This window comes from Sphingomonas endophytica, from assembly GCF_001476895.1.
In the GTDB taxonomy this organism is placed as follows: Bacteria; Pseudomonadota; Alphaproteobacteria; order Sphingomonadales; family Sphingomonadaceae; genus Sphingomonas; species Sphingomonas endophytica_A.
In genome coordinates, this window is sequence record NZ_LDTB01000081.1 from 1 (window position 1) to 23,734 (window position 23,734).

The 23,734-nt window shown below is 67.9% G+C and carries 30 protein-coding genes; 18 read left to right on the top strand and 12 right to left on the bottom strand.

Features of this window, described 5'->3' with window-relative positions; translation table 11 throughout:
• A partial coding sequence (locus NS334_RS15525; RefSeq protein WP_428835064.1) for a hypothetical protein occupies positions 1-305 on the top strand: 305 nt, incomplete at its 5' end.
• Here NS334_RS15525 and NS334_RS15530 read toward each other — a convergent pair.
• Complete coding sequence (locus NS334_RS15530) at positions 274-1,029, bottom strand: IclR family transcriptional regulator (protein ID WP_058756867.1); 756 nt, start codon at positions 1,027-1,029, stop codon at positions 274-276. The genes NS334_RS15525 and NS334_RS15530 overlap by 32 nt on opposite strands.
• Positions 1,030-1,226: 197 nt before the next feature.
• On the opposite strand from NS334_RS15530, the gene NS334_RS15535 reads away from it, so the two are divergent.
• Genes NS334_RS15535 through NS334_RS15555 form a run of 5 tightly spaced genes read left to right on the top strand, consistent with a single transcriptional unit; the run spans position 1,227 to position 5,629 of the window.
• Positions 1,227-2,492, top strand: a complete 1,266-nt coding sequence (locus tag NS334_RS15535; RefSeq protein WP_153002771.1) for an aldo/keto reductase — start codon at positions 1,227-1,229, stop codon at positions 2,490-2,492.
• Positions 2,489-3,694, top strand: a complete 1,206-nt coding sequence (locus NS334_RS15540; RefSeq protein ID WP_058756868.1) for a UxaA family hydrolase — start codon at positions 2,489-2,491, stop codon at positions 3,692-3,694. The genes NS334_RS15535 and NS334_RS15540 overlap by 4 nt, the downstream gene beginning before the upstream one ends.
• On the top strand, positions 3,695-4,426 hold the full coding sequence (locus NS334_RS15545) for an SDR family oxidoreductase (RefSeq protein WP_058756869.1): 732 nt from the start codon (positions 3,695-3,697) through the stop codon (positions 4,424-4,426).
• 10 nt (positions 4,427-4,436) lie between these two features.
• The gene (locus NS334_RS15550) at positions 4,437-5,282 is read left to right on the top strand and encodes a fumarylacetoacetate hydrolase family protein (RefSeq protein WP_058756870.1); all 846 of its coding nucleotides are present in this window, start codon (positions 4,437-4,439) and stop codon (positions 5,280-5,282) included.
• Positions 5,279-5,629 carry an L-rhamnose mutarotase gene (locus NS334_RS15555; RefSeq protein ID WP_058756871.1) on the top strand — a complete coding sequence of 117 codons (351 nt, stop codon included), beginning with the start codon at positions 5,279-5,281 and terminating at the stop codon, positions 5,627-5,629. Before NS334_RS15550 ends, NS334_RS15555 begins: the two co-directional genes overlap by 4 nt.
• A gap of 102 nt (positions 5,630-5,731) precedes the next feature.
• Here the strand turns inward: NS334_RS15555 and NS334_RS15560 are convergent, their stop codons facing one another.
• Positions 5,732-7,369, bottom strand: coding sequence for a Na+/H+ antiporter (locus NS334_RS15560; protein ID WP_193753127.1), 1,638 nt, complete (start codon positions 7,367-7,369; stop codon positions 5,732-5,734).
• Positions 7,370-7,506: 137 nt separating this feature from the next.
• Positions 7,507-8,694, bottom strand: coding sequence for a thiolase family protein (locus NS334_RS15565; protein ID WP_058756872.1), 1,188 nt, complete (start codon positions 8,692-8,694; stop codon positions 7,507-7,509).
• A gap of 141 nt (positions 8,695-8,835) precedes the next feature.
• On the opposite strand from NS334_RS15565, the gene NS334_RS15570 reads away from it, so the two are divergent.
• Genes NS334_RS15570 through NS334_RS15580 form a run of 3 tightly spaced genes read left to right on the top strand, consistent with a single transcriptional unit; the run spans position 8,836 to position 10,226 of the window.
• Positions 8,836-9,018, top strand: coding sequence for a hypothetical protein (locus NS334_RS15570; protein ID WP_058756873.1), 183 nt, complete (start codon positions 8,836-8,838; stop codon positions 9,016-9,018).
• Between the two features lie 12 nt (positions 9,019-9,030).
• A complete protein-coding gene (locus NS334_RS15575) occupies positions 9,031-9,774 on the top strand; it encodes a prepilin peptidase (protein WP_241491993.1) in 744 nt (247 codons plus the stop codon).
• Positions 9,771-10,226, top strand: coding sequence for a hypothetical protein (locus NS334_RS15580; RefSeq protein WP_058756875.1), 456 nt, complete (start codon positions 9,771-9,773; stop codon positions 10,224-10,226). The genes NS334_RS15575 and NS334_RS15580 overlap by 4 nt, the downstream gene beginning before the upstream one ends.
• A gap of 47 nt (positions 10,227-10,273) precedes the next feature.
• Here the strand turns inward: NS334_RS15580 and NS334_RS17850 are convergent, their stop codons facing one another.
• On the bottom strand, positions 10,274-10,432 hold the full coding sequence (locus NS334_RS17850) for a YdcH family protein (protein ID WP_083500537.1): 159 nt from the start codon (positions 10,430-10,432) through the stop codon (positions 10,274-10,276).
• Positions 10,433-10,611: 179 nt separating this feature from the next.
• Here NS334_RS17850 and NS334_RS15585 point away from each other — a divergent pair, with 179 nt between their 5' ends.
• Both NS334_RS15585 and NS334_RS15590 read left to right on the top strand, forming a co-directional pair.
• Complete coding sequence (locus tag NS334_RS15585) at positions 10,612-10,821, top strand: YdcH family protein (protein WP_058756891.1); 210 nt, start codon at positions 10,612-10,614, stop codon at positions 10,819-10,821.
• An 80-nt stretch (positions 10,822-10,901) separates the two neighbouring features.
• A complete protein-coding gene (locus tag NS334_RS15590) occupies positions 10,902-11,363 on the top strand; it encodes a DUF1465 family protein (RefSeq protein ID WP_058756876.1) in 462 nt (153 codons plus the stop codon).
• A gap of 175 nt (positions 11,364-11,538) precedes the next feature.
• Here the strand turns inward: NS334_RS15590 and NS334_RS15595 are convergent, their stop codons facing one another.
• From NS334_RS15595 to NS334_RS15605, 3 genes are all read right to left on the bottom strand, one after another.
• Positions 11,539-12,501: an NAD(P)H-dependent flavin oxidoreductase gene (locus tag NS334_RS15595; RefSeq protein WP_058756877.1), complete on the bottom strand. Its 963-nt coding sequence runs from the start codon at positions 12,499-12,501 to the stop codon at positions 11,539-11,541.
• Between the two features lie 325 nt (positions 12,502-12,826).
• The gene (locus NS334_RS15600) at positions 12,827-13,351 is read right to left on the bottom strand and encodes a gamma carbonic anhydrase family protein (protein ID WP_058756892.1); all 525 of its coding nucleotides are present in this window, start codon (positions 13,349-13,351) and stop codon (positions 12,827-12,829) included.
• A 277-nt stretch (positions 13,352-13,628) separates the two neighbouring features.
• Positions 13,629-14,924, bottom strand: a complete 1,296-nt coding sequence (locus NS334_RS15605) for an MFS transporter (protein WP_058756878.1) — start codon at positions 14,922-14,924, stop codon at positions 13,629-13,631.
• A gap of 129 nt (positions 14,925-15,053) precedes the next feature.
• Between NS334_RS15605 and pgsA the strand changes: the two genes are divergently transcribed.
• The 3 genes from pgsA (at position 15,054) to NS334_RS15620 (ending at position 16,374) form a co-directional block, all read left to right on the top strand.
• Complete coding sequence (gene pgsA / locus NS334_RS15610) at positions 15,054-15,620, top strand: CDP-diacylglycerol--glycerol-3-phosphate 3-phosphatidyltransferase (RefSeq protein ID WP_058756879.1); 567 nt, start codon at positions 15,054-15,056, stop codon at positions 15,618-15,620.
• Between the two features lie 68 nt (positions 15,621-15,688).
• The gene (gene moaD / locus NS334_RS15615) at positions 15,689-15,946 is read left to right on the top strand and encodes a molybdopterin converting factor subunit 1 (protein ID WP_083500538.1); all 258 of its coding nucleotides are present in this window, start codon (positions 15,689-15,691) and stop codon (positions 15,944-15,946) included.
• The gene (locus tag NS334_RS15620; protein WP_058756881.1) at positions 15,943-16,374 is read left to right on the top strand and encodes a molybdenum cofactor biosynthesis protein MoaE; all 432 of its coding nucleotides are present in this window, start codon (positions 15,943-15,945) and stop codon (positions 16,372-16,374) included. The genes moaD and NS334_RS15620 overlap by 4 nt, the downstream gene beginning before the upstream one ends.
• On the opposite strand, the gene NS334_RS15625 is transcribed toward NS334_RS15620, so the two are convergent.
• Positions 16,375-17,046, bottom strand: a complete 672-nt coding sequence (locus tag NS334_RS15625) for an energy transducer TonB (protein ID WP_058756882.1) — start codon at positions 17,044-17,046, stop codon at positions 16,375-16,377.
• A 116-nt stretch (positions 17,047-17,162) separates the two neighbouring features.
• Positions 17,163-18,065 carry a hydrogen peroxide-inducible genes activator gene (locus NS334_RS15630; protein WP_058756883.1) on the bottom strand — a complete coding sequence of 301 codons (903 nt, stop codon included), beginning with the start codon at positions 18,063-18,065 and terminating at the stop codon, positions 17,163-17,165.
• A 160-nt stretch (positions 18,066-18,225) separates the two neighbouring features.
• On the opposite strand from NS334_RS15630, the gene NS334_RS15635 reads away from it, so the two are divergent.
• Both NS334_RS15635 and NS334_RS15640 read left to right on the top strand, forming a co-directional pair.
• Positions 18,226-18,771, top strand: a complete 546-nt coding sequence (locus NS334_RS15635; protein WP_058756884.1) for a peroxiredoxin — start codon at positions 18,226-18,228, stop codon at positions 18,769-18,771.
• A gap of 176 nt (positions 18,772-18,947) precedes the next feature.
• Positions 18,948-19,469 (top strand): carboxymuconolactone decarboxylase family protein, encoded by a 522-nt coding sequence (locus NS334_RS15640; protein ID WP_058756885.1) that lies wholly within the window; start codon positions 18,948-18,950, stop codon positions 19,467-19,469.
• Positions 19,470-19,604: 135 nt separating this feature from the next.
• Here the strand turns inward: NS334_RS15640 and NS334_RS15645 are convergent, their stop codons facing one another.
• The gene (locus NS334_RS15645) at positions 19,605-20,375 is read right to left on the bottom strand and encodes a sulfite exporter TauE/SafE family protein (RefSeq protein WP_058756886.1); all 771 of its coding nucleotides are present in this window, start codon (positions 20,373-20,375) and stop codon (positions 19,605-19,607) included.
• A 146-nt stretch (positions 20,376-20,521) separates the two neighbouring features.
• Here NS334_RS15645 and epsC point away from each other — a divergent pair, with 146 nt between their 5' ends.
• Together epsC and NS334_RS15655 are read left to right on the top strand one after the other, a co-directional pair.
• On the top strand, positions 20,522-21,211 hold the full coding sequence (gene epsC, locus NS334_RS15650) for a serine O-acetyltransferase EpsC (RefSeq protein ID WP_058756893.1): 690 nt from the start codon (positions 20,522-20,524) through the stop codon (positions 21,209-21,211).
• Positions 21,211-21,552 (top strand): DUF2794 domain-containing protein, encoded by a 342-nt coding sequence (locus NS334_RS15655; protein WP_058756887.1) that lies wholly within the window; start codon positions 21,211-21,213, stop codon positions 21,550-21,552. Before epsC ends, NS334_RS15655 begins: the two co-directional genes overlap by 1 nt.
• A gap of 18 nt (positions 21,553-21,570) precedes the next feature.
• On the opposite strand, the gene NS334_RS15660 is transcribed toward NS334_RS15655, so the two are convergent.
• Both NS334_RS15660 and NS334_RS15665 read right to left on the bottom strand, forming a co-directional pair.
• The gene (locus tag NS334_RS15660; RefSeq protein WP_058756888.1) at positions 21,571-22,596 is read right to left on the bottom strand and encodes a hypothetical protein; all 1,026 of its coding nucleotides are present in this window, start codon (positions 22,594-22,596) and stop codon (positions 21,571-21,573) included.
• A 47-nt stretch (positions 22,597-22,643) separates the two neighbouring features.
• Complete coding sequence (locus NS334_RS15665) at positions 22,644-23,543, bottom strand: SDR family NAD(P)-dependent oxidoreductase (protein WP_058756889.1); 900 nt, start codon at positions 23,541-23,543, stop codon at positions 22,644-22,646.
• Positions 23,544-23,734 lie beyond the last annotated feature (191 nt).

The following is a 23,734-nucleotide window of genomic DNA, read 5'->3' on the forward strand; positions in this document are numbered from 1 at the left end:
ATCAGGCTGTCGAACACCGGCTGCTCGCGCCACGTGGGGCGGGAATGCTCGCGCCGGTGTTCGACAGCCTGATGACGCTGTGCGAGGCGGCGCTGGGGCGGCGCTTCTCGGTCGGTACGGCGGGGCGACTGTCGGCCGACGAGCGGCTGTTGCTCGACCTGCTCGGCGGATCACGGCGTTGTCGCGCGTGCATCGTCTGTCCGGAAGAGCGGGCGGCGATGCTGGACTGCTCGCTCTGTTCGACGCGAATCATGCTCGCACTGGTGGCGGGCCCTATTCCAGCGTCGGGTGAAGCTGTCCGCTGATCGTGCGCACGGCGGCGCGCAGTCGCTGGCGGCAATCCTCCATTGTCACGCGCGCGGCCGGGCCGGCGACGAAGGGGACGGTCAGCGCGGCGCGTGCCGAATCATGTGCCAGGATCGGCGCCGACAGATCGGTGATTCCGTCCAGCACCGGGCTGGGCGTGACCCCGCCGCCCTCCGCGACCAGCGTGTCGAGCAGCGGCACCAGCGCCGTCGCGTCGAGGGCGACACCGCTGGTGCGCACCTCCGCCAGCATCGCCTCGCGCACGGCCGGTGACTGAAAGGCGAGCAGGACGCGTCCCGACGCGGAGCGGTGCAGCGGGCGGCGATAGCCGACGCGAACCGCGAACCCCGACAGCCCGGGCGCCTCCACCCCGGCGATTACCGCCATCTCCGCCCCCGAGGCGACCGCGAGATGGCAACTCTGGCCCGTCGCACGCGCGAGTTCCTGCATCACGGGCAAGGCGGTGACGGTCAGGTCGCGGATCGGCGGGCGGCCCATGCCGAGAGCGAACAAGCGGTTGGTAAGCCGATACCCGTCGTCGTCGCGCGCGATATAGCGATGTTCTTCCAAGACCTGCAGCATCCGGAAGATCTCGCCAACCGAGCGGCCCAGCGCGGTCGAGATATCCGACATGGATTGCGCCTGTTCGGCGGCGGCGAGAAGCTCGAGAATCTCCAGCCCCTTCTTCAGTGCGGGGGCTTGATAACGTGACTTGGTCGTCATGGTTGTCGACTTAATGGCACGAGCGCGATCATGCCAGTGCGGCAACGATGATAGCCGTAAAACCCATTTTCATATTTCAATTGTCATACCAGTCAATTATGCATGTGGTCCAAGCGCCCGCCCGGGGTGCCATCACGAGAGGAAATCATCGCCATGTCCCTCACGTCCGATCGGATCCGTGGCGGCGCGCGTTGCCGATGAGCATGATGCCGCCATTGCCGCGCTATGGCATGGGAACCGCCACGATCGGTAACCTGTATCGGCCGGTCGATGATGCTACCGCGGACGCGACGGTCGCGTCGGCGATCGCGGCCGGTGTGCACTATTTCGACACGGCGCCTTATTACGGCTTCGGGCTGGCGGAGCGGCGGCTCGGCAGGGCGCTGGCCGCGCACGATCCGGACGGTGCGTGCCTGGTGTCCACCAAGGTCGGTCGCCTGTTGGTTTCGACCGATGAGCGTGGCGAGCGGCATGGCTTCGTCGATGCCGACCCGTTCGCGCCGGTGTTCGACTATACCGCCGATGGCGTGCGGCGCTCGTTCGCGGCGAGCCAGGCGCGGCTCGGCCGCCAACGGGTCGATGTGCTGCTGGCGCACGACATCGGCGCGCTGACGCATGGCGCGGATCACGCGCGGTATCTGCGCGACTTCCTGGACGGCGGTTATGGCGCGATGGTCGCGCTGCGCGACTCCGGGCTGGTCGGGGCGATCGGCGTGGGCGTGAACGAGGTGGCGGTGTGCGAGGAATTGCTCGACCGCGTGCCGCTCGACGTGATCCTGCTCGCCGGGCGCTATACGCTGCTGGATCGCAGCGCGCAGGCGTTGCTCGACCGCTGCGCGGAACAGGGCGTGCGTGTGATCGTCGGCGGCGCCTACAACAGCGGCATCCTCGCGCGCGATCCCGCCGAGGCGGATCCCGCGCAGTCGCATTACGATTATGCCGCGCCGCCGCCCGCATTGGTGGAGCGGACCCGCGCGCTGGCGCAGGCCTGCGCGTCGCACGGCGTCCCGCTGCCCACGGCGGCGATCCAGTTCCCGCTCGGGCATCCGGCGGTGGCGTGCGTCGTCGCCGGGCTTGCGAACCCCGGTGAGGTGGACGATCTGCGCACGCGTATCGCGACGGTGGTGCCCGATACGCTATGGACCGACCTGGAGGACAAGGTGCAGCGGCAGTTGATCCTGCTTCATCCCGACGACAATGTGATGATCTGCGTCGCGCCGATCGCGGCCGGCGACCTGCTGCCGCTGTCCGGCGGGACGATCCCGGCGCGCGAGGGCGTGACGGTGGGGCACAAGATCGCGCGCACCATGCTGAAACCGGGTGACAAGGTGATCAAATATGGCGCGCCGATCGGGTCTATGACCGAGGCGGTCGATGCCGGGCAATGGGTCCACATGCACAATATGAAGAGCGACTATATCGCCACGCATACGCGCAGCACCGTGACGGAGCAGCACGCATGATCCAGGCCTGGCAGCGCGCCGATGGCCGCAAGGGGATCCGCAACACGGTCGCGGTCGCCTATCTGGTCGAATGCGCGCATCACGTCGCGCGGCGGATCGTCGACAAGGCCGATGACGCCGACGTCCATCTGATCGGCTTTCCGGGTTGCTACCCGAACGCCTATGCCGCGCGCGTCATGGAGGCGGTGACGACGCACCCGAATGTCGGCGGCGTGGTGATCGTGTCGCTGGGGTGCGAGAGCTTCAACCGCGAGCATCTGCAACAGGTGATCCGCGACAGCGGGCGGCCGGTCGAACTGCTGGTGATCCAGCAGGCGGGCGGGACCGCCGCGACGATCGCCGCCGGGCTGGCGGCCGTCGAGCGGGTGAAGGCGCAGATCGCCGACGCGCCCCGCGTGCCGATGCGGGTCGACGAACTGATCGTCGGCACGATCTGCGGCGGATCGGACGGGACCAGCGGGATCACCGCCAATCCGGCGGTGGGGCGCGCGTTCGACCGATTGGTCGCAGAGGGCGCGACCTGCATCTTCGAGGAGACGGGCGAGCTGGTCGGGTGCGAGGCGATCATGTCCGATCGCGCGATCACCCCCGAACTGGGCGAGGAGATCGTCGCCTGCGTCCGCAAGGCCGAGGATTATTACACGATCATGGGCTTCGGCAGCTTCGCGCCGGGGAATGCCGAGGGTGGGCTGACCACGCTCGAGGAAAAGTCGATGGGGGCTTACTCCAAATCGGGATCGTCGCTGATCAGCGGAATCATCAAGCCCGGCGACGTACCCCCGGCGGGCGGGCTGTACCTGCTCGACGTGGTGCCGGATGGCGAGCCGCGGTTCGGTTTCCCAAACATCTCCGACAATGCCGAGATCGTCGAAATGATCGCGTGCGGGTGCCACCTGACGCTGTTCACCACCGGGCGCGGATCGGTGGTCGGCTCGGCGATCGCGCCGGTCATCAAGATCTGCGCGAATCCGGAGACGGCGCGGCGGCTGGCGGCGGACATGGACATCAACGCGGGCCGCATCCTCGAAGGCGAAGCGACGCTGGACGAGGTCGGCGCCGAGATCGTCGACACGATCGTGGCCGTCGCCGCCGGGCAGCAGAGCGTGTCCGAGGCGCTGGGCCACCGCGAATTCATCCTGACCTACAAGGCGTTCGATCCGGTCGGTCCGGCGTGCCTGCCGGTCGCAGCACGGAGCCGTTGAGTGGAAGGTCGTTTGAAGGGCAAGGTCGCGCTGGTCACGGCGGCGGCGAACGGGATCGGGCGGGCGACCGCCGAGCGCTATCTGGCCGAGGGCGCGCGCGTGATCGCGACCGATATCGACGTCGCCGCGCTGGCCGGGCTGGACGGCTGCGAGCATCATGCGCTCGACGTGACGAACGCCGATCAGGCGGAGGCGCTGGTGGCGGAGATCGGGCGCATCGACGTGCTGGCGAATATCGCCGGGATCGTCCACGCCGGCACGATCCTCGATGTCACCGACAAGGAATGGGAGCAGGCGATCGCGATCAACATGACCGGCATGATCCGCACGATCCGTGCCGTGCTGCCGGGGATGCTGGCGGCGGGCGGCGGCGCGATCGTCAACATGTCGTCGATCGCCAGTTCGGTGAAGGGCATCCCTAATCGTTTCGCCTATACCGCCACCAAGGCGGGGGTGATCGGCATCACCAAGTCGGTCGCGGCCGATTTCGTCGGGCAGGGCATCCGCTGCAACGCGATCTGCCCGGGCACGGTCGATACGCCGTCGCTCCAGCAGCGGTTGCGCGACACCGGCGATTACGAGGCGGCGCAGGCGGCGTTCATCGCGCGCCAGCCGATGGGGCGGCTGGGCCGCGCGGAGGAAATCGCGGCGCTGGCCACCTATCTCGCCAGCGACGAAGCGGCGTTCACGACCGGCGCGGTGCATGTCATCGACGGCGGCTGGGTCAATTGAGGAAGATGCGATGAAGCTGGTTCGTTACGGGGCGCGCGGCGCCGAGAAGCCCGGTCTGGTCGACGCCGAGGGGCAGGTTCGCGATCTGTCCGCGCACGTCGGCGACATCTCGGGCGCGACGCTCGGCGATGCGGAGCTGGCGCGGCTGGCGGCGATCGATCCGGCGACGCTGCCGGTGGTGCAGGTCGACCGTTATGGCCCGTGCGTGGGGGCGATCGGCAAGTTCCTGTGCATCGGCCTGAACTATTCGGATCACGCCGCCGAAACCGGCGCGACCGTGCCGACCGAGCCGGTGATCTTCACCAAGGCGACCAGCGCGATCACCGGGCCGAACGACCATGTCGAGATCCCGAAGGGCTCGACCAAGACCGATTGGGAAGTCGAGCTGGGCATCGTGATCGGCAAGGAAGCCCGCTATGTCGAGGAGGCCGACGCGCTCGACCATATCGCGGGCTATTGCGTCATCAACGACGTGTCGGAGCGCGCCTTCCAGCTCGAACGGCAGGGCACGTGGGACAAGGGCAAGGGCTGCGACACGTTCGGGCCGATCGGCCCGTGGCTGGTGACGCGCGACGAGGTCGCCGATCCGACCGCGCTGGCCATGTGGCTGGAGGTCAACGGCCATCGCTATCAGGACGGCTCCACCGCGACGATGGTCTACAAGCCGGCGTTCCTGGTCAGCTACGTCAGCCAGTTCATGTCGCTCCAGCCGGGCGACGTCATCTCGACCGGCACCCCGCCGGGTGTCGGCATGGGGCAGAAGCCGCCGGTGTTCCTGAAGGCCGGCGACGTGATGGAGCTCGGAATCGAAGGTCTGGGGCAGCAGCGCCAGACCGTCACGGCGTATCGCGCGTGACACAACGTCACGTTCTGCTCGTGGATATCGTCGACGAGCCGGAGGCGACCGCTGCCTATGAGGCATTCCATGCCGCCGGGGCCGTCCCGACGCCGATCGTCGCCAGCATCCGCGCGGCGGGGATCGTCGCGATGGACATCTATCGCACCGGCGGGCGGCTGGTGATGGTGATGGAGACGGACGAGACGTTCGATCCAGCGGCAAAGGCGGCAGCGGACGCCGCCAGCCCGGACGTGCAGGCGTGGGAGACGAAGATGGACGCGTTCCAGCGCCGCCTTCCCTGGGCCGAGCCGGGGGTAAAGTGGGTGGAAGCGCGTCGGATCTTCTCGCTGGCGGAGCAGCACTGACCGCCCACCCCGTCATTGCGAGCGCAGCGAAGCAATCCAGGGCGTCCTGGTCCGTCACCGGATTGCTTCGCTGCGCTCGCAATGACGCACCGTTCGGTGGCCTTACGTCCGCAGTCGTCCTTCCAGCAGATCCAGCTCGCGCGTCAGCTTGCGCCCCGTCTCGCTTCCGATCGCCCGCGCGCGCTGCATCCGGAATACCTCCTCGCGCTCGGCACGGATCGCCGCCAGCCGCAGAACGCGGTCGATCGCCTCATTCTGCTGGATCACAGCCAGTTCGGGCTCACCGTCCACCCGTACGCGGATGCGCTCGCGATACAAATCCATGATCCGAGTTGCCGCCTCGGCATAGACATCGGCGTCGTCGCGATCTCGCGACAGATCGTGTTGGGCGGAGTCCACTGCGCGGATCGCCGCGCGTGCCGCCGCCACGCGCGCACGATTTTCCTCGCCCTGCTTCGACGGTTCGGGCGGCATCGCCAGTCCGCGCAGCACCAGCGGCAGCCCGATGCTGGCCGCGATCAGCGATACGATGATGACCCCGGCGGCCAGCGCGATCGCGAGATCGCGCGCCGGAAACGGCGTCCCGTCGCTCAACGCCAGTGGCAGCGTCAGCACGCCCGCCAGCGTGATGACCCCGCGCGCACCCGCCAGCGACATCGCCGCGAACACCCGCCAGTCGGGACTGCGCAGCGGCGAATCGTCGACGCCGCGCCGCAGCACCGTCAGCCGGAACGACAGGAAAACCCAGAGGAAGCGCAGGCCCGCCAGCACCGCCACGATCACCAGCACGTACAGCGCCAGCCACCACGGATTGTCGTGGTTGGTCAGCTTCACCGTCTCGTGCGCGCGAGCGAGGATGCCCGGCAATTGCTCGCCCAGCAGCACGAAGATGATGCCGTTCAGCGCGAACTGGATCGTGTCCCACACCGAGTTGCGCCGCATCCGCGTCGCGGGCAGTGCCTGGCGCGACAGCTCGGCAAAGGTCATCGTCACGCCCGCCGCCACGACCGCCAGCACGCCTGATGCGCCCGAATGTTCGGCCATCAGATAGGCGGCGAACGGGATCAGCAGGCTGACCAGTACCTGCGACCCGATATCCTCACCGAAGCGCCGCGACACCCACGCCTTGGCGCGCGTGATCGCCAGCGTCACGGTCACGCCGATGGCGATCCCGGCGACCGCCAGCCACGCGAAGCTCGCCGCCGCTTCGGCCAAGGAGAAGGTGCCGGTGAGCGCGGCGGCCGTCGCGAAGCGCAGGCAGACGAGGCCGGTGGCATCGTTGAGCAGCGCCTCGCCTTCCAGAATGTGCATCATCCGGCGCGGGATCGGCACGCGCGCCGCGATCGCCGACACCGCGATCGGGTCGGTCGGCGAGATGACGGCGGCCAGCGCGAAGGCGACGGCCAGCGGCATGGCGGGGATCAGCCAGTCGATAAAGAAGCCGACCCCGATCACGGTCGTCAGCACCAGTCCCAGCGCCAGTTCGACGACGACCGGCACGTCCTTCAGCAATTCATCCTTGGGGATGCGCCAGCCGTCGATGAACAGCAGCGGCGGCAGGAAGACGAGCAGGAACAGTTCCGGCTCCAGCTCGACCCGCAGATTCGCGGCCAGCCCGATGATCGCGCCGAACGCGATCTGTACCAGCGGGGTGGGGATGTTGACGGGCAGGATGCGCGCGATCGCACCGCTGACGACGACCGCGAACAACAGGATCAGGACGACCGAAACGACTTCCAAGGCGGGCAACCTCCTTCATGATGGCGAAGGCGGGGGATCGCCGGAAGCGGCGCGTGACGCAACCGCGACGCGCGACTTTATTGCAGCGCAGACGAGGGCGGCCGGCCGGCGCGATGCCGATCGACCGCCGCCGCCGGTCAGTTCATCAGTTCGAGCGCGAGCGCGACGCCCTCGCCGCCGCCGATGCAGAGCGAGGCCATGCCGCGCTTCTGCCCGGTGTTCTGCAACGCGCCGAGCAGGGTCGCGACGATCCGCGCGCCCGAGGCACCGATCGGATGGCCCAGCGCACAGGCGCCGCCGTTGATGTTCAGTTTATGATGATCGAGCGACAGTTCCTGCATCGCCACCATCGCGACGCAGGCGAAGGCCTCGTTCACCTCCCACAGATCGACGTCGCCGACCGACCAGCCGGCCTTGTCCAGCGCCTTGCGCATCGCGGGTACCGGGGCGGTGGTGAAGCGTGCCGGGGCGTGGGCGTGGGCGGCGTGGCTGACGATCCGCGCGACCGGGGCGATCCCCAGCTTCTCGGCGACCGACAGGCGGGTGAGCACCAGCGCCGCCGCCCCGTCGGAGATCGACGAGGCGTTGGCGGCGGTGACGGTGCCGTCCTTGGTGAAGGCGGGGCGCAGCGTCGGGATCTTCGACGGATCGGCCTTTGCCGGCTGTTCGTCTGCCGATACGGTAACGACGCCCTTGCGGCCCTTCACATCGACCGCGACGATCTCGCGATCGAACGCGCCGGATTTCTGCGCGGCCTGTGCCCGTTCCAGCGAGGCGATCGCGAACTTGTCCTGCGCTTCACGCGTGAACTGATACTCCTGCGCGGTGTCGTCGGCGAAGACGCCCATCGCGGTGCCGGACTGATAGGCGTCCTCCAGCCCGTCGAGCGCCATGTGATCGAACAGCCGGTCATGCCCGAAGCGCGCACCGCCGCGATGCGCCTTGGACAGATACGGGGCATTGGTCATGCTTTCCATGCCGCCCGCGACGAGCAGGTCGATCGATCCCGCGCCCAGCGCCTCGGCGCCCAGGATCGCGGCCTGCATCCCCGATCCGCATACCTTGTTCAGCGTCGTCGCCTCGACATGCTCGCCCAGCCCGGCACCGATCGCGGCCTGACGCGCCGGCGCCTGTCCGACGCCGGCCGACAGGACGTTGCCCATGTAGATACGCTCGATCGCGGCGGCATCGACACCGGCCCGCGCGACCGCTGCCTCGACCGCCCGCGCGCCCAGTTCGCTGGCCGACAATGCGGCGAGGCTGCCCTGCATCGAGCCCATCGGCGTGCGAGCGTAGGACAGGATGACGATGGGATCGGTGGCCATGTTCGACGAATCCTCTCTTGATCTCGGTCGGCATCTAGGCGCTCGCGCCGGGCTTCGCAAACCGCTACGACGCGTCACGTGCAAGCTATTGATGAAGCACTGAAATGGTATGCGGCGTTAAGCGGGGTCGCTGCTGCGTTCATGGTGTCGCTCGACAATGGCCGGCGCGTCACCGGCTGCGGGATGGCGATCTTCGTCACTTCCTCGATCGCCTGGATCAGCGGCGCGTGGCTGACGGGTGACGAGCCGCTGGCCGTACAGAACGGTGTGCTGCTCGGCATCAACGGCTTCGGCGTGTATCGCTACCTGATTCGGAAGCGGTGACGGGGCAGGGTGTTGGCGGCGGTCGCGGTGGCGTTGGGCGTATTGGGCGCGATCATCGGCAGTTTCCTGGCGACGATCGCGGTCCGCTGGCCGGAGGATCGCTCGATCCTGCACGGCCGATCGGCCTGCGATGGCTGCGGACGGACATTGCGCGCGCGCGATCTGGTGCCACTGGCGAGCTGGGTCGCGGCGCGCGGGCGGTGCCGTGCGTGCGGCGCGCGGATCGATGCGCGCCATGCGCTGATCGAGCTGGGATGCGCACTGATCGGCGTATCCGCGGCGCTGGTCGCGCCCGGCTGGGCGGCGCTGGCGGGGGCCGGGTTCGGCTGGCTGCTGCTGGTGCTGGCGGCGATGGACGCGAAGGACTTCTGGCTGCCCGATCCGCTGGTAGCGGCGCTGGCGATCGTCGCACTGGCGGGGGTCACGGTCTCACCCCCCGCGCTGGACGAGCGGCTGATCGGCGGGGCGGGCGGGTTCGCGCTGCTCTGGCTGGTGGCGGCGGGTTATCGTCGCTGGCGCGGGCGCGAGGGGATGGGTGGCGGCGACCCCAAGCTGTTCGGCGCGATCGGGCTGGCGCTCGGCTGGCGATTGCTGCCGCCGGTGCTGCTGGTCGCGGGGCTGGTGGGGCTTGGCTGGGTGGCGTTCCAGCGGTTGCGCGGGCGCGCCGTGGCGGCGGACGACATGCTGCCGCTCGGCACGCTGCTGGCGATCGCGGCTTACCCGGCGTGGCTGGTCATGATAGGGATGCGGGCATGATGTTCGCGTTGCTGCTGGCGCTGGCGCAGGCCGCGCCTACCGCTCCCTCGGCCCCGGCTTCGCCGGCGGTGTCGATCGATGGCTTGCCGATCGGGCCGCTGCCGCAGCAGGCGCTGCCGGCGCGTGGCTGCGCCGCGTATCTGTTTTCGACCGGGCAGACGCGCGTGCTGGCCGCGATGATGACGGCCGATCCGGCGACGCTGCGGATCACGCTGGACGGCAAGGTGACGGATCTGGCGCGGACCGGCGCGACCGGCATCGCGCCGCTGGGGTTCAATGCCGAGAACGTCTATCGCGATGGTGAGGTGGTGGCGACGGTCACGATGACGATCGAGCAGCGCCAGAATCTGACCGCCGGGGCGGCGGTGCCCACCGCGACGATGCGGCTGGACCGGCCGGGGCAGGATACGGTCGTTGTCCCGCTGGCCGGGCTGATCGGGTGCGCGGGATAGAAAAAGCCCGGCGAACGGGTGGTTCGCCGGGCCGACAGGCCGCTGCCTTAGTGGGAGGAGCTTATCTCCTCCTTCAACCTGAGCTTCTGCTTCTTCAGGTCCGCGATCACCATCGTGTCGGGCACGGGACGTTGCGACTCGGCGGCAATCCGCTGATCGAGCGTCGCATGCTTGGCCTCGAGAGCCGAGATGTGCGCGGTCTGCATGGGCAGTCTCCTTCGTGGTTGACAGGAACGGGAAGGAAACCACGAAATCGTCAATAAGTCGCGTGACAAATGCTTGCGGTCGGCGATGCGCGGCTATCATGCGGCGGGTCGTGAAAAGCGGCGCGCGCCGCGCGGCCGCCTGCGCTATGCAGGCGCGAATCGATCCGGGGGGGCGTGCGATGAACGACATTGGCGGTGACGCGGAGCTGGAAGCGCGGCTGCACACTCTGCGTGTCGAGCATCGCGACCTGGATGATGCGATCGCCGCGCTGGGGGAGGGCGGTACGGCGGATCAGTTGCAGATGATGCGGCTGAAGAAGCGCAAGCTGCGGCTGCGGGACGAGATCGCGATGCTGGAGGATCAGATCATCCCGGACATCATCGCCTGACGCAAATCGGGACGCGCGGCACGACAGAGGCGTGCTTAACGCGCTTGGCGAAGCGGCGTCGGGCGTGGCAGAGCAACCCCATGGCCGACCACGCGCATGACCCGCGGCTGCACCGCCGCCTGATCGACGCCTTCTACACGGAGGCGATGCTGCTGGCCGACGAGGCGCGGCATTATTTCGACGAAGGCGGCCGTGCGGAGCGCGAGGCGCTGCCTCCGATGGAACGGGTCGCATTCAGTTGCGAATCGCTGAAAGTCACGACGCGATTGATGCATGTCATCGCCTGGCTACTGACGCAGCGCGCGGTCGTTGCCGGCGAACTGCTCGCGGCGCAGGCGCTGGAGCCGTCGCGTCGGCTGGGCGCGGCGCCGGAAACCGAAGCGGGTGCGCTGGACCCGTTCCCGCCGCAGGCGCGCGCGCTGATCGAGGGCAGCATCGACCTGCACCGCCGGGTCGCGTTGCTGGACAATGCCAATGCACGCGAGACGCCGGTGGCCAGCCCGGCGCGCTCGATGCTCGACCGGCTTTCGACCGCTTTCTAGGGTCCGATCCATTCAGGCTGGAGCGTCGCGCGCTGCGCACGCACGAGCCCGAAATCACAGGCACCAGCGTACACGACGTTGGTCTCCGGCGTTTGCCGGAGCATGCTTCAACGCGGATCGACCCTACAGGCACGCATCCTCACCGCGAGAAAGGTCAGGGGCGACAAAATCCGGCCTACGCGCCCAGCAGCCGCGAGCGCGCGGACCGATACTCGCGCGCCAGCCGCTCTACGCGTGCGGCGGCGGGTTCGATCGCGTCGACCGCGCCGATCCCCTGTCCCGATCCCCAGATATCACGCCACGCCTTCGCGCCGGCGCCGGCGCCGGCGCCGAAATTCATCGTTGTCAGGTCGCCCTGGGGCAGATGATCGGGGTCCAGCCCGGCGGCGACGATCGAGGCGCGCAGGTAGTTGCCGTGCACGCCGGTGAACAGGTCCGAATAGACGATGTCGGCGGCGCGGCCATCGACCACCGCCTGCTTGTAGCGCGCGTCCGCATTGGCTTCCTCGGTCGCGATGAAGGCCGAGCCGATATAGGCGAAGTCCGCGCCCATCGCCTGCGCGGCGAGCACGGCATCCCCGGTCGCGATCGCACCCGACAGGGCGAGCGGGCCGGCGAACCACTGGCGGATTTCCTGCACCAGCGCGAATGGCGACAACCGGCCGGCGTGCCCGCCCGCGCCGGTGGCGACCGCGATCAGCCCGTCCGCGCCCTTTTCGACCGCCTTGCGCGCGAACCGGTCGTCGATCACGTCGTGGAGCGTGATCCCGCCCCAGGCGTGGACGGCCTGATTGAGTTCCTCGCGCGCGCCGAGCGACGTGATGGTGATCGGCACCTTCCATTTGGCGCAGGTGGCGAGATCCGCTTCCAGCCGGTCGTTGGACTTGTGGACGATCTGGTTGACCGCGAACGGCGCGGCGGGGGCGTCGGGGTGCGCCCGGTCATGCGCGGCCAGTTCCTCGGTGATGCGGTGGAGCCATTCGTCGAGCAGCGACGCCGGCCGCGCGTTGAGCGCCGGGAAGGAGCCGACGATCCCCGCCTTGCACTGTGCGATCACCAGATCCGGGTTGGAGATGATGAACAGCGGCGATCCGATGACGGGCAGCCGCAGGCGCGACAGGATTGGGGGAATCGACATGGCATTGGGTTATGTGGGGCGCGGACGGAGGTGGCAAGATTGACGCCACGGAAGGCGGACACGCTCCTTCGTCGTTGCCGCGGATGAGTGACGTGCGGCGGTCGCCCCGCCAGGGGCGCGCGCTCTGTTACCCGGACTGGTTCCGCGTGGCATGTTTGCGTGGACGCGACGAGTTGTGATTTCGCGGCACCATGGATGCCGGAGCAAGTCCGGCATGACGACAAGAAGGGATCACATGTCCTGGTGGCAGGGAGAAGATCCTGCGCTGGAATCGCCGGGTCAGGCGTTCCGGGTACCCGAGTTCGCGGCGCCGACGGTGCGACGCTTACTCCACCCGCTCCAGTCCCTCCGATGCCGCGTGCGCATTCGCGACATAATGCGCCGCCGAGAGCTTCAGCGCCGCGACCGCCGCATCGTCCAGTTCGCGCACCACCCGCGCCGGGCTGCCGACGATCAACGATCGGGGCGGGAAGGTCTTGCCCTCCGTGACCAGCGCGCCCGCGCCGACGATACAATCGTCCGCGATCACCGCGCGGTTGAGAACGATTGCACCCATGCCGATCAGCACGCGGTCGCCGATCGAGCAGCCGTGCAGCACCGCGTGATGGCCGATCGTGCAATCCTCCCCGACCGTCAGCGGCGCTCCGGGGTCGGAATGAAGCATCGCGCCTTCCTGCACGTTGCTGCGCGCACCGATCGGGATCGTGGTGTTGTCACCCCGGATCACCGCGCCGAACCAGACGCCGACCCCTTCGCCCAGTACCACATCGCCGATCACGTCGGCGCTGGGCGCGACCCATGCGGTGGGGTGGCGGGTCGGGCGTTGGCCCTTGAAGGCATAGAGCGGCATCGATCGATCCTCTTCCTCTTGTCCGGTCTTCATTGTCCCGCTGCGGCACATCGGGCGCGCCATCGCGGCATAGCCGAAATCGTAAAGAGCGCGTTAATATCCCGCCATGCAACGACGACTGGTCCTTACCAACGAAGGCGCCCGCCATCCGCTTCGCCGGATGCTGCCGCCCCCCGTCATCGCGACGCAGCCCGATGTCGGGGATCACGACATCCGCCTGTTCCTGCTGAGCTTCGCGTCGTTCTTCGTCTGCTTCTCGACAATGTTCCTCTAGGCATCAGTCGCAGGCGCGGTGCAGACGCTGCGCGATTATCGCGGAGATGACGCACATGCCCGCGACCACCAGCAGCAGTTGCGACGGCGTAACGCCGGTCGCGGTCAGCGCGCCGACCGCCAGCGACCCGACCGTCATCGCGCCGGCATTGACGACATTGTTCGCCGCCACGGTCCGCGCGGTATGGTCCTTCGTCACCGTCGTCGTCAGGAAAGCGTAGAGCGGTACGACGAACATGCCGCCGAAGACAGCGACGCCCAGCAGCGTCAGCAGCACGAGCATCGCATGCGGCTGCACGACGAAGCCGGCCATGTCGAACAGCCGCCCGTCGGCCGCGGGCGTCCACTGCCCGACCACCCACCAGAAGGCCAGCACCGCCAGCCCCATCGCGATGACCGATGCAGGCGAGAAGCGCGCCGAAATGCGCCCCTTCAGCATCAGGTTGATGATGACCGATCCGATCGCGACGCCGATCGAGAATACGGCCAGCACTAGGCTGGCGACGCTGGCATCGGCGGTCAGCACGTTCTTCACCAGCGGCGGGAACACGACGATCAGTACCGATCCGATCGTCCAGAAGAAGCTGATCGCGCAGATCGCGAGGAACAGTCGGGGGATGTGCATCGTCTCCGCGATCAGGCGCCACGACGCGCGGATCGGGTTGTAATCGAGCGTCAGCTTCGGGCCCAGTCGCGGCGCGGGCGGCACCGCGCGCGCGCTGAGCCAACCGAGCGCGGCGACCGCGATCGTGAGCGCGGCGACCAGCGTGGTGGAATGGTAGATGAAGCCCGCGACGATCGTGCCGGCCAGGATCGCCAGATAGGTGCCGGCCTCGACCAGCCCGGTACCGCCCAGCACGTCCTCCTCGTCCAGATGCTGCGGCAGGATCGCATATTTGATCGGGCCGAAGAAGGTCGAGTGAATGCCGAGCCCGGTGACGGCGGCGAGCATCAGGATCAGCGGCAGCGTGACCGCGCCGGTCCGCGCCAGCATCAGGCCGGCACCGCCGACCGCCATGATCCCGATCTCGACCGTCTTCACCAGTCGGATGATCCGCGTCTTGTCCATCGAATCGGCAAGCTGCCCGGACAGCGCCGACAGCACGAAGAACGGCAGGATGAACAGCGCCGCGCTGATCGCATTGAAGAAACTCTCCTGCGTGGCGTCGGCAAAGATTTCGTAGGTGGCGAACAGCACCATCGACGTCTTGAACAGATTGTCGTTGAAAGCGCCGAGAAATTGCGTCGTGAACAGCGGCAGGAACTGCCGCCGCTTCAGAAGCCCGAGGGCATTGATCATGATGCGGGACGGGGCCCCCGTTTGTTGGCAATGACAAGGGGCATAGCCGCTGCAAACGTGCGATCCAACCGGCGATTTTTCGTGGATCGGGTGCTTGCGTCGCGCGCGCCACGGGTCCACGTCGCGCCCATGCTGTCGCTGCCCAATATCCTGACGCTGTCGCGGATCGTCGCGGTGCCGTTGCTGGTCGCATTCCTGTGGTGGCCGAGCTGGCATGCCGGGTTCGGCATCGCTTTCGCGCTTTACTGCCTGATGGGCATCACCGACTATTTCGACGGCTATCTGGCACGCGCGCAGGGTACGGTGTCGAAGCTGGGCGTGTTCCTGGATCCGATCGCCGACAAGATCATGGTCGCGGCGGTGATCCTGATGCTGGTCGGCACGCGCCACGATGACGTCGCGGCGATCACCGGAGTGCATATCATCGCCGCGCTGGTCATCCTGCTGCGCGAGATCGCGGTCAGCGGGCTGCGCGAGTTCCTCGCCGGACTGCAGGTCTCGCTGCCCGTATCGCGGCTGGCGAAGTGGAAGACGACGTTGCAGCTGGTGGCGCTGGGCGGGCTGATCCTGTCGGGCGCGCTGCCGGGCGCGGCGTGGATCAAGGTCGCTAGTCTCGCCAGCCTGTGGGGCGCGGCGGCGCTGACGGTTGTGACCGGCTGGGATTATCTGCGCGTCGGCCTCCGGCATATGGATTGAGGGTCAGGATCGTCATTGCTTCGCTCCGCACGCGATGACGGATCGAATGTGCGCCCGGTGGCTTTGGAATGCCTATGAAACTGCTCTATTTCGCCTGGGTCCGCGAACGCATCGGCCTGCCCGAGGAGGATGTCACGCCACCCGCCCACGTCGCCACCGTCGCCGACCTGATCGCGTGGCTCACCCCGCGCAGCCCCGGCCATGCGGTCGCCTTCGTCGATCCGGCGAGGCTGCGCGCGGCGGTGGATCAGGCGTTCGTGGCGCTCGACGCGCCGATCGGCGAGGCGCACGAGGTCGCGATCTTCCCGCCGGTGACGGGCGGATGATCCGTATCCTCGTCTCACGCGAGCCGATCGACCCCGCCGCCGAAATGGCCGCGCTGGAGCAGGGCGGGGCGGTCGCCACCTTCACCGGGCTGGTACGCGCCGACGACGGGGTAGCGACGCTGGAGCTCGAACATTATCCGGGGGCGACCGAGGCGGCGCTGACGCGGCTTGCTGAGGATGCGACGGCGCGCTGGCCGCTGGCGGCGGCGACGATCGTCCACCGCGTCGGCCCGATGACGGCGGGTGAACGGATCGTGTTCGTCGGCACGTGCTCCGCGCACCGGCAGGCGGCGCTGGAGGCGTGTGCTTTCCTGATCGACCGGCTGAAAACCGATGCGCCGTTCTGGAAGCGCGAGACGGTTGGCGAGAAGACGCGCTGGGTGGAGGCGCGCGCCGCCGACGACGATGCGGCGGCGCGCTGGCGCTGATCACATCGGCAATTGCCAGCGGACGCGGTCGTTGAACGTCGCGGCGACCTCCGCGCCGCTGTCGTCGCGTGCGGGCGTGAACTTCGCGCGGCGCATGTAGAGGCGGCACGTCGCCTGATCGAGCGAGGGATGGCCGCTGGACGTGGTGACGGCGCAGGATTCCGCCCTGCCGTCCGAACCGACGCGCAGGGCGATGCCGACGACGCCTTGTTCCCCGGCGCGCAGCGCGGAAGCCGGATAGTCCTCGGTCGTGATCCACTGCGTCCGATCGCCGCGCGCCCTGACGCCGCTCGCCTTGCTGGGCATGAGCGGGGGCGGCGGGGGCGTGACCGTCACCGTTACCGCCTCGCCCGTGCCCATGGGAAGCGGCGGCAACGGCACGACTGTCACGACCACCGGATTGTTCTGCGTCGGCACGATCGGCGTGACGGCGGTGATCGGCGGGGCGGCCGTCGGCTGCTGCGGCGCGGCCTTGGCGACGGGTGGCGGCGCATCGGGAGGCGGCGGCGTTTCGAGAGGAATGTTGGTGACGGTGAACGGATCGGTGACGGTCCGCACGAAATGCGCCGCCATCCCGCTGATGAAGACATAGCCGATCAGGCCATGGATCGCGGCGACGCCCGCGATGGTGGTGAGACGCCGCGAACCGCCCATCTGGTCAGCATAAGCCATATGACAACCTCCGATCCGGAGGCGCCGCGGCGGCCATGCTGCCCGACGTCGGCGAGCTCCAGATCGGTGATCCTGCGCTCGTTACAGGAGCGAGTCAATCGATCGGCCGGCTCCCTTCAGGCCGCCGCCTTCAGCACCTCGCCCAGCAACTGGAAGTCACGCTCACGCGGGGAGGCGCGCCGCCACACCAGCGCCAGCGTGCGGACCGGCGAGGCGGCGTCGAGCGGGCGCGCGACGACATTGGTATGGTCGAGTATGCCCGCATCCAGCGCGATCTTGGGCAGCATCGTCACGCCCAGACCGTTGTCGACCATCTGCACCATGGTGTGCAGCGACGTGCCGAGCATCGTCGCCTCGGCGCGCAGCTCGGCACGGTTGCAGGCGGCGAGCGCATGTTCCTTCAGGCAATGCCCGTCCTCCAGCAGCAGCAGCCGCGTCTCGTCGATGTCACCCGGCTGGACCGCGCCGATCCCGGGCGGCAGTTCGCCTTCGGGCGCGGCGAGGAACAGATGGTCATCGAACAGCTTCAATACCGACACCTCGCCGCACGCATAGGGCAACGCCAGCAGCACGCAGTCGGTACGCCCGTTATGCAGCGCCTCGCACGCCGGGCCGCTCGGCTCCTCGCGCAGGAACAGCTTCAGGTCGGGGTAATCGCGCCGCAGCCGCGGAAGAATGCGCGGCAGCAGGAACGGCGCGATCGTCGGGATCACGCTCATCCGCATCTCGCCCGACAACGGGCGCCCGGCCGCCTGCGCGATCTCGCCCAGTTCCTCGGCCTCGCGCAGCACGATACGCGCCTTCAGCGCGATCTGCTCGCCCAGCGGCGTGAAGCGCACCACCCGCCGCGTGCGTTCGACCAGCGTCACCCCGATCAGCGTTTCCAGCTCGCGCAGCCCCGCCGACAGCGTGGACTGGGTGACGAAACACGCCTCCGCCGCGCGGCCGAAATGGCCGTGCTCCTTCAGAGCGACGAGATACTGGAGCTGCTTCAGCGTCGGGAGATAGGTGATGGCCATTTATCGCTCCGAACGATCAGTAAGCGCGGAATAGACGATTTGTTCGATCAGGCGAAGCCCCCTATATCGCAGTGCAGAACGAGAGCGGCCGCGCACCGACGCAGCCCCCGGTCGCGAGAGGATGGCTGGAGACTCCAATTCTGTCACCAAGGAGCCAGACATGCTGACCATCGGCGATACCTTCCCCGCCATCACCGTCCCCGTGCAGCAGGGCACCAGCGCGCTCCCGGCCGGCGAGACGCTGGACCTCACCACCGCCTATCCGGGCAAGTGGAAGGTGCTGTTCTACTGGCCGAAGGACTTCACCTTCGTATGCCCGACCGAGATCGTCGGCTACAGCCAGATCAAGGGCGATTTCGAGGATCGCGACGCCGTGCTGATCGGCGCATCGACCGACACCGCGCATGTCCACCTGGCATGGCGCAAGTCTGACCCGGATCTCGCCGCCGCCGACTTCCCGTGGCTTGCCGACAATGGCGCGAAGCTGGCCGACGCGCTCGGCATCCTCGACAAGAACGAGCATGTCGCGTTCCGCGCCACCTTCATCGTCGATCCGGACAACGTCATCCAGGCGGTGCAGGTCAACGGCCTGAACGTCGGCCGCAACCCGGCCGAGACGCTGCGCGTACTCGACGCGCTGCAGACCGACGAGCTGTGCCCGTGCAACTGGAACAAGGGCGACGACGTCCTTCAGGTCGCGGCCTGATCCTGTCCGGGCGGGGCCGGTCGGTCCCGCCCGACGATTGATTTTCACGTCACATTCCGCCCGGCCGTCATTGCGAGCGCGGCGAGGCAATCCAGAGCGTTACGCGCTGCGATCTGGATTGCGTCGCTGCGCCGCGATGACGGCCGGCGTCGGTGACGCACGTCTGGAGATATCGCATGGCACTCAAGGAATTCGCGGGCACGCTGCCTGACTTCGCCAAGGACATCCGCCTCAACGTCGGCTCGCTGCTGAACGAGACGGTACTGAACGACCAGCGCAAATACGGGCTGCTGCTCGCCTGCGCACACGGATCGGGCCACAAGCCGCTGGTCGAGGCGACCGAGGCCGAGGTCGACGGCAAGCTGACGCCCGAGGCCGCCAATGCGGCGCGCGCGGCGGCGGCGGTGATGGCGATGAACAACGTCTACTATCGCTTCACGCATCTGGCCGGGAACGACGAATATCAGCGGATGCCCGCCAAGCTGCGGATGAACGTGATCGGCGCGCCGGGGATCGACAAGGTCGATTTCGAACTGTTCAGCCTGGCGGTCAGCGCGATGAACGGCTGCGGCATGTGCATCGACAGCCACGAGCAGATCCTGAAGAAGGCCGGCGTCACCGCCGAGGTCATCCAGTCGTCGGTCCGCATCGCCTCGGTGATGAAGGCGGTCGCGACTGTCCACGCCGTCAGCGCGTAACGGCGTCCCCAACCGCTGCCGTCACTCCCGCGCAGGCGGGAATCCGGACGCGCGGGTTCTCGTGAGAGTCACGAACCTCGGAGGTTCTGGCTCCGCGCCTGCGCGGAGATGGCGAAGGTGCGGGCGCGGCGTCCGTTACAGCAACACCGCGCGCACGAACCCGTAAGTGCTGGTGATGGTCAGCACCGTCCCGACCATCACCAGCATCACCTTCATCGGGATGCGCTTGGCGAAGAACGCGCCCAGCGGCGCCGCGCATACACCACCGATCAGCAGCCCGATCGTCGCGGTCGCGAAATCTTTCAGCCCCAGATGGTAGAGGAAGGTCGCGGAGACGGTGGCGGTCAGGAAGAACTCGACCGCGCTGACGGTGCCCACCACCTTGCGCGGTTCGACGCCCTGCACCAGCAGGTTGGAGGTAACGATCGGCCCCCAGCCGCCGCCGCCGGCCGCATCCATGAAGCCGCCGATCAGCCCCAGCGGCTCGACCACCTTCGGCTTGCTGACGCGCGGCGGGAACAGGATGCCGCGGACCAGCAGATAGATGCCGATTCCGATCAGATAGGCGAGCACGAAGGGCTTGATCGTGGCGCCATCGATGTTGGTCAGCAGGTATGCGCCGGCGATGCCGCCGATGACACCGGGTATCAGCAGGCGCAGGAACAGCCGCTTGTCGATATTGCCGCTGATCGCGTGGCTGATCCCCGAGATCGCGGTCGTGAACGTTTCCACGATATGGACATTGGCCGAGGCGCGCGCCGGCGGCAGGCCGATCACCGCAACCAGCAGCGTGTTGCAGATGACCCCGAACGCCATGCCCAGCGCGCCATCGACCAATTGCGCGCCGAAGCCGACGAGGATGAACGGCCACAGCGCCGACAGATCGAGTTGCGATAGCGCCTGCATCAACGTCTCCGAACGAGTGGGGTGCCCTCTTCAAACATATCCGACCGGCGCGATAGGAAAATCCGGTTTCGCGCGTGATAGCGCTGCTTATGGAAACCTCCGTCGCGACGCTCTATCTTGGGCCGCAAGAGCATAAGGGGACGCGGATGTCGCGACTGACCGATTACCTGGATTCGATCCGCGCGCGCGACCCTGCGCCGCATTCGCGGCTGGAAGTGCTGACCTATCCGGGCGTCTGGGCGCTCGCCTATCACCGTGTCGCCAACCGGCTGTATCGCGGGAAATGGTATCTGGCGGCGAGGATCGTCAATCACTGGTCGCGGATGCTGACCGCGATCGACATCCATCCCGGCGCCACGATCGGGCGCAACTTCTTCATCGATCACGGCTTCGTCGTGATCGGCGAGACGGCGGAGATCGGTAACGACGTCACGATCTATCAATGCGTGACGTTGGGCGGGACCAGTCCGGACAATGGCGTCGCGGGCAAGCGGCATCCGACGATCGCGGACGGCGCGATCATCGGGTCGGGTGCGCAGGTGCTGGGGCCGATCACGGTCGGCCCGCGCGCGCGTGTCGGCGCCAACGCCGTGGTGACGCGCGACGTGCCGGCAGGCGCGGTGATGGTCGGCATTCCCGCCCGTCCGACGATCGTCGAAGGTGGTGCCGCGCCCGAGCCGCGCTTCGTTCCTTACGGTACGCCGTGCCGGGATATGTTCGACCCGGCGACGCAGAAGGTCGAGACGCTTCGCTGCGAACTGGACGCGATGAAGAAGCGGCTCGACGCGCTGATCGCCGAGCAGGACGGTGTCGATCGGGAGCGTGACCGCGCCTGATGGGGATCGTCACACCCTTTCCCGGCGGTACGACGGCGGGGCAGGTCGGCTTCGATCGGACGGAGCTGACGCGCATTCTCGACCTCTACGGCCGGATGGTCGCCGCCGGGCATTGGCGCGATTATGCGATGGACCTGGGCAAGGATGCCGCGATCTTCTCCGCCTTCCGCCGCACCGCCGAGCGCCCCGAATTCCGGATCGAGAAGCGACCCGCATTGCGCAACCGTCAGGGCATGTGGGCGCTGGTCGGCGAGGCCGGGCACATCATTCGGCGCGGGCACGAACTGGGCCCGGTGCTCGCCCCCGTCGAGCGCCGCCTGATGAAACTGGTGGAGGAGTAAAGTTTCGGGGGTCGAAGGTCATGCCGCCGTCTGCACCGGTGGCAAGCGCTCGCCCCAGCCGCCCAGTCGCGCGATCACCTGCGCCCGGATCGGCTGCCAGAAGGCGGACAGCGACAGCAGTGCCGACCCGATCACGAGCGCGGTGAACGCCAGCGACAATTCGGTCGAGCCGGCCGTCCTGATCAGCACCGACATCGCGTACAGAACATAGACCAGGCTGGAGACGAGCAGCGCGCGCCGGTCGACCACCAGCGCGATCAGCGCGAAGGCGACGTATAACAGCAGCACGACCGTCGCCTTGCCCAGGCCCATTTCGCCATTGAACACGCCCATCATCTGGAACGTCGAATGCGCGATCATCGGCGCCGCGACCAGATGCAGCCAGAAGGCGACGTCGGCGCGCCGCGTCTGCCGCGCGCGATCGGACAGATCCCAGCGCATCGCATAGGCGAACACCGCGACGCCGCCGATGAACAACAGCGGCCACGCGAGCCGCAGCGATTCCGGCAGGATGCTCAGCAACAGGCTGACGACCAGCCCGACCGCCGCCGCCGCGCCTGCCGCCGGGGTGATCGGCACCATGAAGCGCCGCCAGTGCAGCCACGCCCCCAGCGCCGCACACGCGGCCGCCACCGCGACGATCGCCGCGCCTTGCCGCTCCGTCGGATCGTCGATCCGGTCATATCCGATGATCGCCAACGTCGCCGCGATCCCGCCGACAAACGTCAGCAGCAACACGATGCTGGGAAGCGCCATACGGCGCCTGCCGGTGAAATAGGTCGCGAGCATCCAGGCGACGACGGCCACCGCACCGGCGCCGGCAGCAGGCATGACGGTCACGCCGATATTGCCGACCGCGACCAGCAGCAAGGTGATCGCGATCGTGACGAAGATATCGTTGAACCCGGTCAGGAAGCGGAAATGCTCCTCATCGACCGCGGGGGCCGCGCGTAGCGTCGCGACATGGTGGCGGAAGTCGCTGGCGACCTGTTCGGGCATCACCCCGGCCGCGACCGCCTGGTCGATATCGCTCTCGCTGTACATTCACGCTCCCCGTCACCGGGGGAGGCTAGCGCGCGTTCGCGGGGGGCTCAACCGCCTTGCAGCGTGCGGGCGATCAGCAGCGATTGCTCCGCGCCGGACTGCGGCACGATCTCACCCGTCCGATCGATGATCCGTTCCCATGCCTGCGCGACGCCTTCGGGGGACAGGTCGTCGCCAGCCAGCGCGACGCCGGGGGTGAGGGTGATATAGCTGGCCTGCATCACGCCCGCGCCCGCGCCGACAATCTGGCCGGACGGTGCGCCCGAACTGACCAGATACAGCGCGGCCGGCACGACCCTTTCGGGCGCGAAGGCGTCGAACATCGCCTCCGGAAACAGCCCCTCGGTCATCCGCGTGCCTGCGGTGGGCGCGATGGTGTTGACGCGGATATCGTTCTTCGCGCCTTCCAGATGCAGCGTGCGCGCCAGCCCGGCGATACCCAGCTTCGCCGCGCCATAATTCGCCTGCCCAAAATTGCCGAACAGTCCCGAGGACGAGGAGGTCATCAGCACCCGGCCGTAATTCTGGTCGCGAAAGATGTCCCAGCACGCCTTGGTCGCATAGGCCGAACCGAGCAGATGCACCTGTACCACGAAGGCGAAATCGGCCGGATCCATCTTGGCGAACGTCTTGTCGCGAAGCACGCCGGCGTTGTTGATGAGGATATGGACGCCGCCGAACGCCTCGGTCGCGCGTGCGACCATCGCGGTCATCTGTTCGTAATCGGCGACATTGCCGCCATCGGCGATTGCGGTGCCGCCCGCCCGGCGGATCTCCTCAACGACGCTCAGCGCCGCGTCGGACGCGCCGTTTCCGCTGCGATCCCCGCCCAGATCGTTGACGACGACCTTTGCGCCGCGCCGCGCGAGATGCAGCGCATATTGTCGACCCAGACCGCCGCCCGCGCCGGTTACGATGGCGACTCGATCGTCAAAACGGATCGACATGGAAAAGGCGCTCCCTCCGTAACGGATGAAGCGCCCTCCATACTCGATCTTCTAACGGGCGCAATGCCCGTCAGCAGACAACCTTAGCGGCGACGACGCGCCTTGGCCTTGCCGCCGCCCTCGACCTGACGGCAACCGTCATACTGGCCCTTCTTGCAGATCGGGTAGCTGGCTTCCGCCGCCGGCGGCGG

Coding starts and splice junctions, on each gene's coding strand:
- NS334_RS15625 (WP_058756882.1), bottom strand. CDS start 17,046: ATGGCTTATGCTGACCAGATGGGCGGTTCGCGGCGTCTCACCACCATC.
- NS334_RS15535 (WP_153002771.1), top strand. CDS start 1,227: ATGAGCATGATGCCGCCATTGCCGCGCTATGGCATGGGAACCGCCACG.
- NS334_RS15635 (WP_058756884.1), top strand. CDS start 18,226: ATGCTGACCATCGGCGATACCTTCCCCGCCATCACCGTCCCCGTGCAG.
- NS334_RS15570 (WP_058756873.1), top strand. CDS start 8,836: ATGGTGTCGCTCGACAATGGCCGGCGCGTCACCGGCTGCGGGATGGCG.
- NS334_RS15590 (WP_058756876.1), top strand. CDS start 10,902: ATGGCCGACCACGCGCATGACCCGCGGCTGCACCGCCGCCTGATCGAC.
- NS334_RS15600 (WP_058756892.1), bottom strand. CDS start 13,351: ATGCCGCTCTATGCCTTCAAGGGCCAACGCCCGACCCGCCACCCCACC.
- NS334_RS15565 (WP_058756872.1), bottom strand. CDS start 8,694: ATGGCCACCGATCCCATCGTCATCCTGTCCTACGCTCGCACGCCGATG.
- NS334_RS15645 (WP_058756886.1), bottom strand. CDS start 20,375: ATGCAGGCGCTATCGCAACTCGATCTGTCGGCGCTGTGGCCGTTCATC.
- moaD (WP_083500538.1), top strand. CDS start 15,689: ATGCCTATGAAACTGCTCTATTTCGCCTGGGTCCGCGAACGCATCGGC.
- NS334_RS15550 (WP_058756870.1), top strand. CDS start 4,437: ATGAAGCTGGTTCGTTACGGGGCGCGCGGCGCCGAGAAGCCCGGTCTG.
- NS334_RS15665 (WP_058756889.1), bottom strand. CDS start 23,543: ATGTCGATCCGTTTTGACGATCGAGTCGCCATCGTAACCGGCGCGGGC.
- NS334_RS15530 (WP_058756867.1), bottom strand. CDS start 1,029: ATGACGACCAAGTCACGTTATCAAGCCCCCGCACTGAAGAAGGGGCTG.
- NS334_RS15540 (WP_058756868.1), top strand. CDS start 2,489: ATGATCCAGGCCTGGCAGCGCGCCGATGGCCGCAAGGGGATCCGCAAC.
- NS334_RS15640 (WP_058756885.1), top strand. CDS start 18,948: ATGGCACTCAAGGAATTCGCGGGCACGCTGCCTGACTTCGCCAAGGAC.
- pgsA (WP_058756879.1), top strand. CDS start 15,054: ATGCTGTCGCTGCCCAATATCCTGACGCTGTCGCGGATCGTCGCGGTG.
- NS334_RS15620 (WP_058756881.1), top strand. CDS start 15,943: ATGATCCGTATCCTCGTCTCACGCGAGCCGATCGACCCCGCCGCCGAA.
- NS334_RS15660 (WP_058756888.1), bottom strand. CDS start 22,596: ATGTACAGCGAGAGCGATATCGACCAGGCGGTCGCGGCCGGGGTGATG.
- NS334_RS15580 (WP_058756875.1), top strand. CDS start 9,771: ATGATGTTCGCGTTGCTGCTGGCGCTGGCGCAGGCCGCGCCTACCGCT.
- NS334_RS15595 (WP_058756877.1), bottom strand. CDS start 12,501: ATGTCGATTCCCCCAATCCTGTCGCGCCTGCGGCTGCCCGTCATCGGA.
- NS334_RS15585 (WP_058756891.1), top strand. CDS start 10,612: ATGAACGACATTGGCGGTGACGCGGAGCTGGAAGCGCGGCTGCACACT.
- NS334_RS15605 (WP_058756878.1), bottom strand. CDS start 14,924: ATGATCAATGCCCTCGGGCTTCTGAAGCGGCGGCAGTTCCTGCCGCTG.
- NS334_RS15630 (WP_058756883.1), bottom strand. CDS start 18,065: ATGGCCATCACCTATCTCCCGACGCTGAAGCAGCTCCAGTATCTCGTC.
- NS334_RS17850 (WP_083500537.1), bottom strand. CDS start 10,432: ATGCAGACCGCGCACATCTCGGCTCTCGAGGCCAAGCATGCGACGCTC.
- NS334_RS15655 (WP_058756887.1), top strand. CDS start 21,211: ATGGGGATCGTCACACCCTTTCCCGGCGGTACGACGGCGGGGCAGGTC.
- epsC (WP_058756893.1), top strand. CDS start 20,522: ATGTCGCGACTGACCGATTACCTGGATTCGATCCGCGCGCGCGACCCT.